This window comes from Methanoregula sp., from assembly GCF_049518935.1.
In the GTDB taxonomy this organism is placed as follows: Archaea; Halobacteriota; Methanomicrobia; order Methanomicrobiales; family Methanospirillaceae; genus Methanoregula.
On sequence record NZ_JBEKRH010000001.1, the window covers coordinates 212,982 to 228,633 of the forward strand.

Here is a 15,652-nt window from a genome sequence, read left to right on the forward strand (position 1 = left end):
AGTTCCAAAAAGATCGTAGTTTGAGATACTCCGGGGTCACGGGCATTTTTCGTATTTTATCGGCAAGTTCCACACAACACCCTTTTCCGTCAGCATATTCTTACTGAAACAACACATAGACATGCATACTTCGCTATAGGGAGAAACTGCCATTTTCGAAACCGGCCGGTAATATCCAAAATACTGCTGTGAAACCGGTTCCGGCACAAGACGGGAAATTTCATGGAGGAAATCCCGCACGTTCAGTACAATGTAGGGAACGATGGCTTTTCCATCCCAGTTGTTGAAAAACGCGATCTTTTCATAGGATTTTTTAATATCTTCAACAGATCCGCCTGTCTCAACGAGCCTCACATCGAATACGAAGTGGTTTTTCGTAACTCTCCAGCAGTCTCTCAGGATATCCCTCCAGTCCGGTGACAGGTGGATTGCCCCGGAACAATACACAACATCGAAGGATTCTGCCCTGAATGGTAGTGCACCACCGTCACTTGCTGCAAACGCTGTCCCGGGAAAACATCTTTTTGCCTCCTGAACCATCTCTAATGAAAAATCCACCCCGGTATACCGGACGGATGGCTCAATGGATCTGAAAATGTTATAAAAACCGCCTGCCGCACATCCAACGTCGAGAATCGAGATATTCGGCTGAATCACCTGTTTAAGAAAGAACTCTTCGGATGCGTACACTTCGTCAACGGACTGCCGGTTCTTCGCGTAAAAATGTACCGCATTCGGGACGGACCAGGGGTTGTTCTTGTTTTCATCGGGCGACATGGTACCTGCTCCGGAAAGATTTCTCAGGGACGGGAAGAATATCCGGTGCTTTCAGCATCAGATCTGAGAATTATGTTCAATGTAATCTCGAATAGATTCAATCACCGGTTTCATCTGGGGGATCGGACCAATTGTCACCCGGATGCATTCCTTCAGCGCCGGGTGGTCATAGCCGGGTTTTATAAGAATTCCCCGGGCCTTAAGGTGATCAGTTAACGGTATAACGAGTTTTTGCCCGACCCGGATATTGAGAAAATTCGTATGGCTCGGATAACAGGAAAAACCCATTTTTTCCATTTCCTTAAAGAGGAACTCTCTTCCTTCAGTAATATCACTCACATTCCTGGAGATGATCTCAGGATGATCCAGCAGCTGACACCCGAAGAGGACGGCAAGACCATTTGTCTCATAGATCGGCCGGAATTTGGCCAGCGAGCGGATTGTATCCGGATTCGCAGCAGCAAAACCCAGGCGCAACGAGGCAAGGCCGTAGGCTTTTGAAAACGTCCTCGTGACAATAAGATTCCTGCAGCCGGGAATATAATCGATTACTGAATGGGGATAATACGGATAGTACGCTTCGTCGATCAGGAGCAGAATGTCCTTTTCTTCAGCATACTTTATGAGAGCCACAAGTTCCTGCTGATCCAGAACACACCCCGTGGGACTGTTCGGGTTTGCAAGCGCGATAAGCTTTGTTTTATCGGTAATCTTTTCATATACGTCATCAAGCGAAAACGTCAGATCCGCCCCATAGGGTACTTTTTGCAATACACCCTGGAAAAGTTGGGCATAAATTTCGTACATCGCATAGGTGGGATCGGGAATGATGATCTCATCACCGGGATTAACGAACACTTCAAATACGTTTTTTATCGCTGCATCAGAACCCGCAGTCAGAAGGAGGCAATCTTCATCCAGACCGAGCACCCGGCCTAATTTTTCATAGAGGGGATAGACCTGGGGATAGGAGGAGATTAATTCCGGTGTAATCCCTGATTTGATAATCTCAAGTACCGGGGCAGGTATAGTGCCGGTATTTTCATTCTTGTCGAGACGCAGGTACCGGGTCCTGTCAAACTTTTCAGCTGATGATCGGTATATATCCTCAAGATGTGATTTCGGCCTGACCATGCAGTTACTCCTTAAACCCGTGTTTTTCGAGCCAGAATCTGACCTGCGGGATCTGCCATTCATAATCGACGTCGCATCCACCCCACTGTTTAAGAGGATAAATATTCTGCCCCATCCATTTTTGGGGAAGGAGCCCCTCCTCAAGATGCTCAAGACAGTGTGGCCTGACGATGGATACACTCATATCTGCAAACCAGACATCGCCTTGCGAGTCACGATCGCAATTGAGTGATTTCGGGTCGCCGAACGTTTCGAAAGGAACGAAGGGGTGCAATAAGCCGTCAGCCCCTTCTTTCCGGGCACGGAGGGGACTCCACATGTTGTATTTTGAGACCGTTACAGCAGAATCATAGCCGGGATTTTTTCTCAGCACGGCAATTCCTTCATCTATGGTTTCAGGCAGAATTGTTGCTGCATTACAGAAGAGAAGTACAACCAGTTCGATATCTTTACCGGTCTTTTCCTTTATATAGCGGTAGCCATGAACGTATGCATCTTCTCCCAACGCTTCCTTGGAACAAAGCTCTGGGGGTCGATCAATAATTTCAGCCCCGTATTCCTTCCCAATCGATTTGATCTTCTGGGAATCCGTAGAAACATATACCGTATCGACAGATTTTGCCTTTTTTGCAGCCATCAACGGATATGCCATCAGGGGTTTCCCAAGAACCGGATACACATTTTTTCCCGGAAACCCGACACTTCCTTCCCTTCCAATCAATAATGCAGGAATCATTGCGTGAAACACCTGAACGTATAATAAATGGTTATTCGTGAAGATATTCTTTCTTTGCCCATGCAAACATCTGCTTTAATCCGGCATCGAGGCTGACCGCAGGTTCCCATGCAAGGTCTTCCCTGAGTCTTGAGATATCGGCATATAACCCAAACTGATCTGCGGGTGTATGACCTTCATATTTTACCGGGTATGCAGCGGGTTCTGACCCGAAAGCACGTATCTCCTTTTCGACGAGTTCACGAACCAGGGTTTTTTTACCGGTGGCCAGGTTATAGATTTTGCCAAACGTACGGGGGCTGTCAAGGGAAGAGCACCATGCGTTAACGACATCATCGACAAAGATGAAGTCCCTGAACCGGTCCCCGCTTCCTTTCACCCAGATTGGCTCTCCTTTCAGGAGATATGCGAGGAAGATACTGACCATTCCCTGTTTCATATTGGTGATATTCTGCCCGGGACCGTACACGGAAAACATCCGGAAACAGGTTGTATCCAGTCCTTCATTTGAAAAATGCTGAACGTACTGTTCACTGGAAAGCTTGGATATCCCGTAAAAGGACAGCGGCTGGCACGGATCATTCTCGGCAACCGGTGAATGTGCGGTGTCACCATATACTGCCATGGAGCTTGCGTACATGAACCGGGGGATACCGGAATCTTTGCACCATTTCAGCAGTTGCAGGGTACTCAGGGTATTGACCTTCAGGTCATGCTCCGGTTGTTCATTGGATACTTCACCGGAAGACTGTGCCGCAAGATGGAGGACCGCATCGTACTCTTTCGAGGGAATTTTTTTAAGTACGTTCTTATTACAAAGGTCTGCTTTGATGAAGGTTGCCTCGGGAAGTACATTCTTTTTGCTGCCGGTAGCGAGATTGTCGATAATCGTTACCGAATGCCCGTCGGAAAGCAGCCTCTTTGCCAGGTGGGAACCGATAAATCCCGCACCCCCGGTGATAAGTATCTCTTTTTTCATCAGAATTCCTGTGGCCCGTTCATGCGATTTTTACATCTTTTTCAAGACCTTTTCCCGTAACAGGGAAGGGGACTTTTGCATTTTCAGCATCATCGGAAAGATGGATCCCTATCACCATCTCAAGAGACTTCCTGCCATCGTCCCCGGTAGAGCTGATCGACTGGCCCGAGAGGAGTTCTGCCATTGCTCTCGAAGTGAGACGGACTATATCAAGTTTCTCCTCACTCCTGAAGGAGACGGGATCCATATCTGTGCCGTACCGGGTGAGGGGAATCTTTTTATTATCGGCGTTCCTCGCCCTGATCTCCCAGTGGTCGTTCAGTTCATCAATAATTATCCTGCCATAGGCACCGACAATCTGGAAAGAATACTGGACTCCGGTATCTTCCGAAGTGTCGATAAAAAACCGGACGCCGTTTTTAAACCGGATAACTGCATATCCGCCGGGATCAACAAATGATTTTCCCCGGGGATTGGGTGTTCCCGTCATATCAAGAAATCCTACCGCCCAATCGGGTTCACTATCGGTCAGGAAGCGTGCGGTATCGAAAAAATGTATCGCAAAATTCCCAATCCCTGTTGATCCGCAACTGAAGTACATATGCCGGATATCCCCGATAATCCCATTTTTTATGATCGCTTTTATCTTTGAATAGTCGGGGCTCCATCGCCGGATATGGTTTACTGCAAGACGGGTGTTGTTTTTCCTGCACACATCGATAACCCGTTGTGCATCGGGAAGATTTGTTGCCATCGGTTTTTCACAGAGGATATTGCGTATCCCGGCCTCGGATCCACAGATAGTGATTTCCGCGTGCGTGGGGCCGTTTGTCACCACACTTAAAATATCCACGTTGTCCTTCTCATTTTCTATAAGATCCTGGTAGGTATGGTAGATACGATCGGGATCGAATGACGGCAGCAAAGTCCTTACTTTTTGCGGTTCCCAGTCAGAAATTGCAACAACATCGACACCGATAGATGCGTAGGCGGAATGATGCCGCTGACCCATTCCCCCAAAACCAATAATCGCTGCTTTTTTTCTCTCGGCCATAATCGTGACGTCCTGGTTTCTTTCCGTTAATGATCCGTTTTTGTGATAACCGCAAAAAGGGTATCGCACAGGAAATGATCTTCGAGATTCTTGGCATATTCATGGAGTAATTCCCGGGAAAAGACGGAATTATACCGGCCAGCTCCCCCGGGTTTCCCGTTCATCATCCAGTGCATGTGGTTCGACAGGTCATACCTCTGGCGTGGGAAAACCGAGATCGTGTTCATCCCGGCCTTTTCCAGCATAGCGGTAAGGGTCTCCTTCGTGTAATAATACTGATGGGCCGGCGTGAAGTAAAAATCCTTGAATGCAGGAATATCGTACAGGCTCATGAGGGCATCGTTGACATTGGGGACAACAATGAAAAGCTTTCCACCCGGCTTCATGACCCGGTCTACGGAGTGGAGGTACTCGACAGGATCCCCGATATGCTCGAGGAGGAAGAACATGAAAATCCTGTCAAACTGGGAGTCTCCGCATCCCTCAAGGGATTCATAGGTGTTGATCCCGATATTCCTGCAATACTCATTGAGAAGCTTGTGTGTTTCTATTCCGGACACGCGTGCTACCGTATCGCGGATAGTTGCAAGGAAATAGCCGGATGCACATCCAAGTTCAAGACAATCGTGCGAGGAGGCAAGATACGGTTTAACCCAGTCGAAGTATAGTTGTGCATCAGGCAGACGTGACTGGAATAATTTGTCGGGGGTCGTTCCCTTTTCGGTGCTGTAGATGTCACCGTATTCCTTCTCATAAAAGATCCGTTCCTCTTCCGGGGTCATACGGGGGGACAGGAAGACGAGCCCGCATTTTTTACATTTATATGCTTTTTTTGGAACGTCATACCGAAGTTTCTCGGTCACAAGGTCAAATGTGTCATTCTGGCAAAGGTAACAAGTGGTCATAATCAGTTCCGGATTTATCGGGAATACTATTCAGGTATCAGTTCTTATCCTGGTCCAGTTCATTCTGGATTTCCCGGAGACAATCAAGAAGTCCTTCGGTGATATCAACATACGTGGACAGATTTACCCGTTCGGGAATGTCCGCCTGGAATGAATACGGGGTCATAACATAGTGCTTGTGTTTTTCGGCAGGAGTGTAATGGATTGTGATCTCTTTTCCCAGGATCTCCTTGATAATGGAAAACAGCTCTTCGACTTTGATTCTCTGGTGCCCTGTGATCAGCACAGCTTTTTCTGCAAATTGCGGGGCCAGTGCTATCCGGACGGTTTCCCGGGCTGCATCGTAGATGTGGATATACTCCCGGACGGCATCCTTGGAACTGATGTAGGTATATTCACTGGTGGTGAGAAGGGCCTTCAGCACATTATAAATGGGATTCCATTCATTGGCATCACGTCCATACAGGCTTCCATACCGCACTATTGTATATTCCAGGCCAAATTCCTCGTAGAATGTCTTGCACAAGGACTCCCCGGCCTGCTTGGAAACGCGATAAAAAGATCCCCATTTCCCGGCAGTATATACTGAACTTGCATAGAGAAATCGCTTTACGCCAAGATTCCTGGCAGCTTCGAGGCAATTAACCGTTCCGATAACATTGACCTGCATCGTTTTGACAGGCATTGAACGTGCTTTGTCCAGGTTGGCGATAGCTGCTGCGTGGATGACAATATCGCAGGATTCCATTGCTTTGTATACTGCATCATAGTCGAGCACATCGCCTTTTATAAATGTGAAATAGTCTGAGTCTGTGATCGGGGATTTAAGATTTTTTGGTGCCGTTTTATCAAAAATGATCGTCTCTACGTTATTTTTTACCAATTCCCTGACAATATGACTTCCGAGAAAACCTGATCCACCGGTTACCAGCACTTTCATTGCATAACACCCTCTATTGCAGTCAGTAAATTATCCATAGCATCGGTCTCCATCTGATCCCGTGACTCCGTGGTATTTGAAGAAACATGAGGTGTGACAATAACCTGCGGATATTTTAACAACGGCCCCGTATAAGGTTCGACAGAAAAAACATCGAGTCCCGCTCCGGAGATCACTCCGGAATCCAGACCATGCATGAGAGCTTGCTCATCTAATACTGAACCCCGCGAGGTATTAATAATAATCATTCCCCGACGGGAGCATGTCATAAGTTCTGCAGTGATAATGGGGGATCCATCCGGCTGGGGTGGCGAGTGAAGGGACAGGATATCAGATCGACTCATTAAGTCTTCAAGACGTTCCAGTCTCTCCCACGATTCAGGGATGCTGTTCTGAACAAACGGGTCATAATAGAGTATCCGGCAGCCGAAACCCGTGAGGATTGATGCCACTTTCTTTCCAATACGCCCCATTCCGACGATACCTGCGGTTTTTCCGCAGAGCAGGGATCCCGCGGTCAGCGTGAAATTGCCGTTTCTCACGTTCACATTGTACATCGGGATATGTTTCATGAGGGAGAGTAACAACGCGATCGTATGCTCAGCAACTGCCTGAACCGGCGCTTCCGGCGTAGAGAGAATAATCACGTGATTTTTTTTTGCCGCTTCAAGATCGATATTATCGACACCAACACCAACCCGGGAAATTATCCTGAGACATGGGCAGGCTGCAAAAACGTTCTCACCAAGGTGTTCGGTCCCGGCAATAACCGCATCAGCACCATCAAGTGCCCGGATGAGTTCATTTTCGGATAAACGACGACCCGTTGCATTAAAAAAGGAGACTTCACATCGTTTCATGAAGCCCTCCCTGCTCAGATTATCTTTATTGAAAGATCGTATCGTAACCGCAACATTGATTTTTTTCATAAAATTCACGAATTACCCGGATTTCAAGTGATATTGTGTTTTAACCGTAATAAATTTGTATCACGAGAGTCAAACGGAAGTACAATAATTACAGCATTTTCCCCGCATTCTGGATTATTATCATGTCGGATACAAAAACGCGGTATATTGCAATTTTACCTGCAGACCCCACAAGCATAAAGGTATTTTTTGAGAATGAAGATAAAAGAATTGAAAATTCAAAAAATAACGTTTATTGGATATTTCTGGGAAAAGACGTCCCATTGAGCCTGTTCCTGAATGATCTGATCGGGATGAAGGCCCAACGACTGGATATTGCAGACTCATTGCAGACGATTGCCAACAATGCCCGGCAGGATTATATCGATTATGTTGGAAGAATGGGAGCTTCCGAGAGAACCAGGTTTTGGTGGCTGACATCAATTTCTGAAAAAAACCCGTTCATTTCAAATGTATTTCTCTATAGCTGTTACCTGGAGGTAGTTGCGGATATTTATAAAAAAAAGACATTCCAGAACCTGGTTATCATCTGTGAATCTCCGGCACTGATGACAGCAATTGATACTTTTTTGAAGGAGACAGAAGATATCCACGTCGATTATAATCCGTCCCGGCCGGTCATGAAAGATCTCCTGAACGGGATCCTCCGGCTGAGAAGTACTGCAATTTTTCTTGTCCGATGGACCGGGCGATGTGTTTTGGCATATCTTTTTTCGGTGTCAAGGATTTTTCAGAAAAAGAGCTTTGCTCATGAGGGAGAAATAATTTTAATACACTCCTGGACAGACCACCGATCGTTCCAGACTCCTGGCATGTATGAGGATGTGTTTCTTGGACGCCTGGGAAGCGATCTTAAAAAAATTCATCCTGGTGTCTGGTATCTCATCGATGTCCTGCCAACCTGTTTTTTTCCGGTTGCGTTATCCAGACTCATGGGGATGAGGGAAGATTTCCTTGTAATGGAGGAGTTCATAAATCCACTTGACATCCTGTTATCAGTATATTCGGTCTCGGCTCACTTTCCAAAACCGACGGAAATTCCCCGGTTCAGGGATATGGATATCGCCCCGATTGTATATGAGGAACTTGAAGCAGATCGGAGAAACCTCCGTGCATTCCAGACATATCTCAACTATCTGGTGGGTCAGAAGATCTCAAAAAACTGTTCAGTCCGGTCATTTATTTATTCCTTTGAAAACTTAATGTGGGAAAAGTTGTTCTGCCTGTCGTTCAGGGAGTTCTCACCAGACACCGCAATAATCGGGTATGCGCATTCAACGATCAGCAAAATGGAAACATTCTACTCGGTCTCATCATATGAACGGGATTTTCTCCCACTGCCGGATATGGTTGTAGTGAACGGTGTGAGAGCACAGGACGTATTAATCAATTCGGGATTCGATCACAACCGGGTTATCATTGGCGGAGCATACCGCTACCATTCCTTGGATGTGACTTCCCCGGTGAGCCCCAAAAAGAGGGGCATAAAAAATATATTAATCATTCCTACTGATGACATCAATTCAACTCTTGAACTTGTCACAAAAACAATACACGCCTTTGGCAATAAAGAAGAGATTTCGTGCATAGTCAAGCTCCACCCAACGTTTCCTAAAAGAAAGATCTCCGCGTTCCTGTCGCAAATCCCAGGTAACTTCATCGTCAGTGATAAACCGGTTGATTACCTGCTATCCTGTGTTGACCTTGTTGTGTATACCGGATCTACCGTTGCCGTTGAAGCACTGGCCCGGGGAATCCCGATACTGCATGTCCGTTCAGATCTGACAATTGACAGGGATATTTTTAACGAGAGCGATCACATTGTTTCTGTTTCACGACCGGAAGAGATGTATCAGGCATTTTTAACGATTTCCAGGGAAGGATTCGAATCCCAGAAAACAGGGAAAGCGTTTGTGCAGGAATTTTTTGCACCGATTGATGGTAGTGCGATTAGTGTGTTCCTTGGTAAAAACCATTGAATAATTTAAAAATAAATAGATGCAAGAGCTGAAAATGCGGGGTTAATCCGTGGGTACTATGGAAATGCAGACTTTCAGGCACAGACTGGGGATAATCGTACCCACGAGAAACCGACTTGAATTACTGGCAAAACTGCTTACGAGCATTGAAGCACAAACGGTTCAGCCTGATCAGGTTCTCATTGTGGACGGGAGTGATCAGCCTTTTGAAAATGATCTGAGGATAAGGACCCGCATACCCTTCACCTATAAGCATGTCAGCCAGCCCTCTCTTACAAAACAGAGAAATATCGGGATCCGCAGTCTGGAAGACGGGATCTCCCTTGTCTGTTTTCTGGACGACGATATTGAGATGGAACCCGATACCGTGGAAAAACTGTTAACATTCTGGCAATCATGTCCGGAAAACACGGGGGGCACTCAGTTCAATATCGTGAATAACCCCACGAGAAATCCACTTTCAAAAGTTATTACGCGGATATTTTGCATAGACAGTTCCATTCCCGGAAAAGTACTGAAGTCCGGGTTCGTGTCTGCCGAAGTACCCCTTACAAAAGATATCAAAAGCGACTGGTTGTGTGGAGGGGCCACGGTCTGGCGACGTGAGATCCTTGGCAAGTACCAGTTTGATGAATGGTATGCCGGGTGGGCATACCAGGAAGATGTAGATTTCAGTTATGCCGTTTCCAAAAAATTTGATCTCTATACCCTCTGTGAAGCAAAAGTCTGGCATAATCCCCCACCCTACAATAAGATGAAGAATACAGCCCTTGGAAAAATGTCGGTCATCAACCGATATCATTTCGTGGAAAAAAACCCGGAATTATCGATATTCCTGTTTTACTGGTCAACCTTTGGCCTCATTATTCTCAACATCCTCAAGAGTATAAAAGAACGGGATCTCGGGGGGTTGAGAGAGGCAAAAGGAAATCTTTCCGGACTGTATTCGATCATAAGATGCGATCTCGTCCAGACAGATGAGAATTTCAGAAAATGATTCTGTTCCATCAGGATTCAGATCGGCTTGAGAATACCGGTGCTCGTTGTGTAAGGGATTTAAGAAGGGGGACACATGGTGAACGTATTCCATAACCAACTCATTTCCGTAAGAAAAACGGTATGACGAATTCGTGGTGATTGGCCCCATCAAAATTATGAGAACTCATCTTCACCGCCACGATTTTTGAGGTCAAACGCATCATCACCGGAATACGGTCCGCCATAAGCAGTATTCCCGGTAGTGGCAGCAGGGTTTTTGACAAATAAGTAAAACGTTCAAGATCTCATAAAAAAATCGTGCGATATGCCTTCATGAAATGGGCAGAGATCTCACAATGCAGGTTGAGAAAAATAAATATGATAGGAAAAATCTTAATGAATAGTACATTTTGGTGCTGACGATGCTAAACATTATTCAAAATATGCACAATATATACTGGAGATCGTATTTACTGCTTCAGGGAGTAAAATTTAAAAAGAATTTAAGTTTGATGCCGTTATCACATATTTACCAGGGAAATGGCAGGATACAAATCGGAGAAAATTTTTCAACCAACCGGAATGTGGTAATAAATTCCGACGGAGGGGGAGAGATTATCATTGGTGACAATGTCTCTATCGGATGTAATACAGTACTTCGTTCTGCAAACCATGATTATCGAAAAGGGAGCGGTCACATCCCTGGACGAATAGTAATCGATGATGGGGTATGGATAGGTGCCAATGTTGTAGTACTTCCCGATGTACATATTGGAGCCCGAAGTGCAATAGGTGCCGGATCCATTGTAACAAAAGATATTCCTTCACAGGTAGTTGCCGTCGGCAACCCCTGTAAACCAATAAAACAGATACAATAAAAAAATGAGTCTAGCAAAATACCATTATTTATGGGGGGCCCAACGCATCCCGTTCCCGGAATATCCGGAAATGAGCTGCCAACACAGGATTAAGGAATATCGAGACAATTATCATCCGGTTTTACAATAAACAGTAATGACATGACAAAAATTCTCATCACCGGGTCTCGCGGTTTTTTAGGATCAAACCTAATCCACACACTCTCCGGTAACAGGAATTATGAAATCTTTTCAACCTCCCGCACGGGAGATCCCGCAGGGCAAAAAAACGAGCGATTCTTCCAGGGGGATTTACTCGACAAATCCTTTGTTGACAATCTCATCTCAACAATTGAACCGGATGTCGTCATCAATACGGTTAGTCTTGTGAATGTGGATTTGTGTGAAGAGAAACCGGACCTGGCTGAAAAAATGATCGTGGATACAGCCCGCACGATTGCAGGGTCTTTATCGGAACGGGAATGTCACCTGATCCATATCTCCTCCGATCAACTGTTTGACGGGCAAAAGATGATGTATTCGGAAGAGGACCTGCCGGCCCCCTTAAACGTGTATGGAACTATGAAACTGAAGGCAGAGGATACGGTTCGTCATCTGGCTCCGGATGCTGCAATTATCAGAACCAATTTTTTCGGGTGGAGTCCCCGGTACCATCCCCCCACATTTGCTGAGTGGATCTTCAACAGCCTGCGTGAGAAAACACCAATAACCCTATTCACCGATCTGTATTTCTGCCCGATCGAAGTCAGTTACCTTACTGAGGCACTGGAATTTGTCATGCGCTCAGATTTTGGGGGAGTTTTAAACATTGTAGGATCGGAACGTTGTTCGAAATACGAATTCGGTATGGCACTAGCACGAAAATTTGGTTTTGATACTTCAACGATCACGCCATCAACGACGAAACCGGATTCATTCAAAGCCAGAAGACAGGGTGACCTTTCCCTTTCCATAAGCAAATACGAACACATGTTCTCCCGAAAAACCCCGGGCCTTGAAGAGAATCTGTCACGGTTTTATCAGAACAGGGATATTAAATCACATCTTGGATAGCAGTTCAACGGATGTCATCTCCCGGGAATCAATTATCCGTGACGAATGCAACTACGGGCACTCCATCGGTATCTTCAAAGATCCAGGGATGGATCCGGAGATGATGCCGTTTATGCAACAAGAGGGGATCGGACAAATCGGCATCCTCAAGAAGGAGGATCGGGGAATTTCCACAAAGGAATGCGCGATGGGATTGTCGCCCTTCCTCGCGGTGACCGGGTACTGAAATGGACAGCATATCAAAACAGACCAGTTTCAGGTTGGGGAAAACCATTCTCAACATATCGGGAAGATCGGGATGAATCCAGGGATGATGATTGGAATACCGGTCATTGTCACAAAGCCGATACTGAAAAAATCCTGTTTTAATCAACAGGGCTTCGGCATCCGAAATCCCGGAAGAAATCGTTGAAAAATCGCTGGTGCTGATGCATTCACCGTCATTTTTTGGAATATCGAGGCAGTACGCCGGGAAAAAGACCATCTCATCATCCATCAGGTCAGATACGGAATATCCGTTCTGGCAGAAATGGCGGGGTACATCGATATGTGTTGTGGAATGACTGTTGAAGGTGAATACACTGGTGTTAGAGGAATCGCCATGAGACATCGATTTGTCGGGAGTTATTTTCAGCGGGGCAGTACCTGGATACAGGGGGGTGTCTCGTCTGAGGGGATACGAGATCCGTATCATCTGACAACTCCCTCAATGCAGTCCGCCAGCCCGGATAGATCTCCAATAACCCGTTCGATACCCGGCTTACCAGAAAACCGATCAGTATCTCCAGGTCTGACTCTCCCGATAAAATGAACCCCGGTCTTTTGTGCTGCTTCGAGATCGTTGGGAGAGTCCCCGACAAAAAGTGCAGAATCCGAAGTGATTCCCCGTTCAGATAAAATATGCCTGATACAATCCTCTTTTTTCCGGGGTGCTCCATAAACGCCTTGGAGATAGTGTGCTATCCCCCGGGTCCTGATGATGGAGATCAGCTCTTCTTCCGGGGTAGCAGAAACAACGAAAAGGTGAAACCGCTGATGATTTTTTTCCAAAAAAGGCATTGCTCCGTTCACATAAGGAGATGTGAGTACCCCGTTGTACACCAGTTTTGCAAACTCTTCAGAAAGAAAATTAAACTGTTCCTCTGACAGGTCTTTTTTCAGCAGGTCATGGTAAATGAATCTGAATTTATCAAACCGGGAAACCCCCCCATGGGAAAGGTGGTACTCTATAATCTCATCGACGTGATCAGGGACAAATGAGAAAAGGGACCGGAAAGCGTCTGTTTTCACTGAAACTGATTCCAGAATGACACCATCAAAATCAAGAATCACCGTGTCAATCATATGTGCCGGTTTATCTCCTCGTAAGGTTCATGAATTCCCGGGTCTTCCCAATCCCCTCTTCAAGTGACGTCCCCGGTTCCCACCCGAGCAGTTTCTTTGCTTTTGACCGGTCGCAGACAAGCCGGGGAATCTCACTCTGGGGATGGATATGCTGGATGTGTTTTATACGGCTCCTGTCTTTGCAGATCATGGCCGCAAGATCGTTAATCGTGATATCTTTGCCAAGGCCTGCATTTAGTATCTGCCCGGTACACCGGTCACTCATCGCGGCCCTGACCACAAATTCTGCACAGTCTTCCACATACATCAGATCGCGGGTCTGGTTACCGTCACCGTAGATATTCAGAGTTTCTCCGTTCAGCTCTTTGTTCACAAAGATCGGAACAACGCCCCCTTCCCCGGTGGTCTTCTGATAAGGGCCATACGTATTGAACGGGCGGAGAATTACAGCAGGTAATCCATACGCATGGTAGTACGATTGTACCATATTTTCACCGGCAAGTTTTGCACCGGCATACGGGGAGGCGGCTTTTGTCGGGTGGGTTTCTGATATAGCTTCGCCGGATGATGCAGTATCGTAAACCATGCAGGTACTGATAAATGCAAACCGTGCATCTGCCTTTTTTGCTTCTTCAAGAATATTGAATGTCCCGATCACATCGTTCTCAAAGACTTTCCTCGGGTTATCGATACTTTCCTGGACATTGATATTCGCTGCAAGATGGATGATCTCTTCGATATCGGTCCTGAAGATATCAGACAGGGTTTGTTTATCCTTGATATCCCCGATTTTGACAGTGAGATCTGATCTTTTTGAAAACTCGGACAGGTTTTCCCTGCTTCCGTTGGAGAGATCGTCAAGCACCACGACAGAATTGCCTTCATTGAGGAGATGCCCGACTACCCAGCGCCCGATAAAGCCTGCTCCACCGGTGACCAGTACGGTCATACATGGGCCTCGTTGAGAAGCTGTTGAATCTCTGCTGGTTTGAGTGGCTTCATCTCGGAGGATTTCCTGATGGATTTTACCGGGGCATATCCTGAATAACAGGTAAACTCCTGAGTCTTTGTCTGGGGGAGGATGATATACATGTCACTCCCTTCCAGAGCACGGGACATCTCCTCTTCCGTCATGATCTCCTCATACATCTTCTCACCGGGTTTTTTGCCGATGATTACCTTCTTTGCTTTTCCATATTTCCTGATCATCACATCAGCCAGATCCCCGATCCTGACCACCGGCATCTTGAAGATAAAAATTTCCCCCCCCTCGGAAACGAAGCCTGATTTAAGGACAAGATCGATTGCAGTATCCTGGGTGATCATAAACCGTGTCATGACAGGATCGGTAATGGTAATGGCACCATCTTCGAGAATCTGTTTTCTGAACAACGGGATAACCGAGCCACTTGTACCGACAACGTTACCAAACCGGCAGCAGGAAAAGACCGTAGTCCTGGCACCATAGTCATTTGCCGCGATTATGAGTTTTTCTGCAAGCAGTTTTGTCGTCCCCATCGTGTTAGAGGGATTTGCCGCCTTATCAGAACTGGTAAAGATTACCTTTTTCACACTCTGGTTGATTGCTGCCTGGATGACATTTGTCGTTCCATTGATATTGGTTTCAACTGCATCGAGAGGGTTGTATTCACATTCAAGAACATGCTTGTAGGATGCCGCATGGATGACGATATCTACATTCTTGAAAGCATACTGGAGCCGATCAAGGTTCTTGATATCACCCAGAAGAAACCGGATCGTATCACCAAAATTTTTTCCATACTTCTGGCGAAGATTGAACAGACCGTTTTCATTGATGTCAAAAAGTGCTATTGTTTTTGGATGGTATTCCAGCAGTTTTTCACAGAGGGCCTGACCTATGCTGCCGGCTCCGCCGGTTATTAAGAGGTTCTTGTCCTGATAAAAGCTCTTCATCGTAAACCCGCGAAGTAATTTTCTATATATT

At 46.2% G+C, this 15,652-nt stretch carries 16 protein-coding genes; 4 read left to right on the forward strand and 12 right to left on the reverse strand.

The features are described 5' to 3' along the window. Positions 1-36: 36 nt before the first annotated feature. The 8 genes from ABSE13_RS01000 to ABSE13_RS01035 all read right to left on the reverse strand — a co-directional run bounded on the left by ABSE13_RS01000 (position 37) and on the right by ABSE13_RS01035 (position 7,385). Positions 37-777, reverse strand: coding sequence for a methyltransferase domain-containing protein (locus tag ABSE13_RS01000; RefSeq protein ID WP_424026610.1), 741 nt, complete (start codon positions 775-777; stop codon positions 37-39). Positions 778-834: 57 nt separating this feature from the next. Next, positions 835-1,911, reverse strand: coding sequence for a pyridoxal phosphate-dependent aminotransferase (locus tag ABSE13_RS01005; RefSeq protein ID WP_424026611.1), 1,077 nt, complete (start codon positions 1,909-1,911; stop codon positions 835-837). Between the two features lie 4 nt (positions 1,912-1,915). Continuing rightward, positions 1,916-2,647, reverse strand: a complete 732-nt coding sequence (locus ABSE13_RS01010) for an acylneuraminate cytidylyltransferase family protein (protein WP_424026612.1) — start codon at positions 2,645-2,647, stop codon at positions 1,916-1,918. Between the two features lie 31 nt (positions 2,648-2,678). Beyond that, a complete protein-coding gene (locus ABSE13_RS01015; RefSeq protein WP_424026613.1) occupies positions 2,679-3,626 on the reverse strand; it encodes an NAD-dependent epimerase/dehydratase family protein in 948 nt (315 codons plus the stop codon). Positions 3,627-3,645: 19 nt separating this feature from the next. Beyond that, on the reverse strand, positions 3,646-4,680 hold the full coding sequence (locus ABSE13_RS01020) for a Gfo/Idh/MocA family protein (RefSeq protein ID WP_424026614.1): 1,035 nt from the start codon (positions 4,678-4,680) through the stop codon (positions 3,646-3,648). 26 nt (positions 4,681-4,706) lie between these two features. Continuing rightward, entirely contained in the window at positions 4,707-5,543 is an 837-nt protein-coding gene (locus ABSE13_RS01025) for a class I SAM-dependent methyltransferase (protein WP_424026615.1), read from the reverse strand. A 79-nt stretch (positions 5,544-5,622) separates the two neighbouring features. Next, positions 5,623-6,525 (reverse strand): NAD-dependent epimerase/dehydratase family protein, encoded by a 903-nt coding sequence (locus ABSE13_RS01030; protein WP_424026616.1) that lies wholly within the window; start codon positions 6,523-6,525, stop codon positions 5,623-5,625. Further along, positions 6,522-7,385: an NAD(P)-dependent oxidoreductase gene (locus ABSE13_RS01035; protein ID WP_424026617.1), complete on the reverse strand. Its 864-nt coding sequence runs from the start codon at positions 7,383-7,385 to the stop codon at positions 6,522-6,524. The genes ABSE13_RS01030 and ABSE13_RS01035 overlap by 4 nt, the downstream gene beginning before the upstream one ends. Before the next feature lie 191 nt (positions 7,386-7,576). Between ABSE13_RS01035 and ABSE13_RS01040 the strand changes: the two genes are divergently transcribed. The 4 genes from ABSE13_RS01040 to ABSE13_RS01055 all read left to right on the forward strand — a co-directional run bounded on the left by ABSE13_RS01040 (position 7,577) and on the right by ABSE13_RS01055 (position 12,342). Then, positions 7,577-9,433 carry a hypothetical protein gene (locus ABSE13_RS01040; protein ID WP_424026618.1) on the forward strand — a complete coding sequence of 619 codons (1,857 nt, stop codon included), beginning with the start codon at positions 7,577-7,579 and terminating at the stop codon, positions 9,431-9,433. Positions 9,434-9,497: 64 nt separating this feature from the next. Beyond that, positions 9,498-10,430: a glycosyltransferase family 2 protein gene (locus ABSE13_RS01045; protein WP_424026793.1), complete on the forward strand. Its 933-nt coding sequence runs from the start codon at positions 9,498-9,500 to the stop codon at positions 10,428-10,430. 403 nt (positions 10,431-10,833) lie between these two features. Then, positions 10,834-11,289, forward strand: coding sequence for an acyltransferase (locus ABSE13_RS01050; RefSeq protein ID WP_424026619.1), 456 nt, complete (start codon positions 10,834-10,836; stop codon positions 11,287-11,289). A 141-nt stretch (positions 11,290-11,430) separates the two neighbouring features. Then, a complete protein-coding gene (locus ABSE13_RS01055; protein ID WP_424026620.1) occupies positions 11,431-12,342 on the forward strand; it encodes an SDR family oxidoreductase in 912 nt (303 codons plus the stop codon). A 28-nt stretch (positions 12,343-12,370) separates the two neighbouring features. Here ABSE13_RS01055 and ABSE13_RS01060 read toward each other — a convergent pair whose 3' ends face one another. The 4 genes from ABSE13_RS01060 to ABSE13_RS01075 are packed head-to-tail and all read right to left on the reverse strand — an operon-like array spanning position 12,371 to position 15,621. Next, positions 12,371-13,036, reverse strand: a complete 666-nt coding sequence (locus ABSE13_RS01060; protein WP_424026621.1) for a cyclase family protein — start codon at positions 13,034-13,036, stop codon at positions 12,371-12,373. Then, the gene (locus ABSE13_RS01065; protein ID WP_424026622.1) at positions 13,033-13,686 is read right to left on the reverse strand and encodes an HAD family hydrolase; all 654 of its coding nucleotides are present in this window, start codon (positions 13,684-13,686) and stop codon (positions 13,033-13,035) included. Before ABSE13_RS01065 ends, ABSE13_RS01060 begins: the two co-directional genes overlap by 4 nt. Positions 13,687-13,696: 10 nt before the next feature. Beyond that, on the reverse strand, positions 13,697-14,635 hold the full coding sequence (locus ABSE13_RS01070) for a dTDP-glucose 4,6-dehydratase (protein WP_424026623.1): 939 nt from the start codon (positions 14,633-14,635) through the stop codon (positions 13,697-13,699). Beyond that, positions 14,632-15,621 carry an SDR family NAD(P)-dependent oxidoreductase gene (locus ABSE13_RS01075; RefSeq protein ID WP_424026624.1) on the reverse strand — a complete coding sequence of 330 codons (990 nt, stop codon included), beginning with the start codon at positions 15,619-15,621 and terminating at the stop codon, positions 14,632-14,634. Before ABSE13_RS01075 ends, ABSE13_RS01070 begins: the two co-directional genes overlap by 4 nt. Positions 15,622-15,652 lie beyond the last annotated feature (31 nt).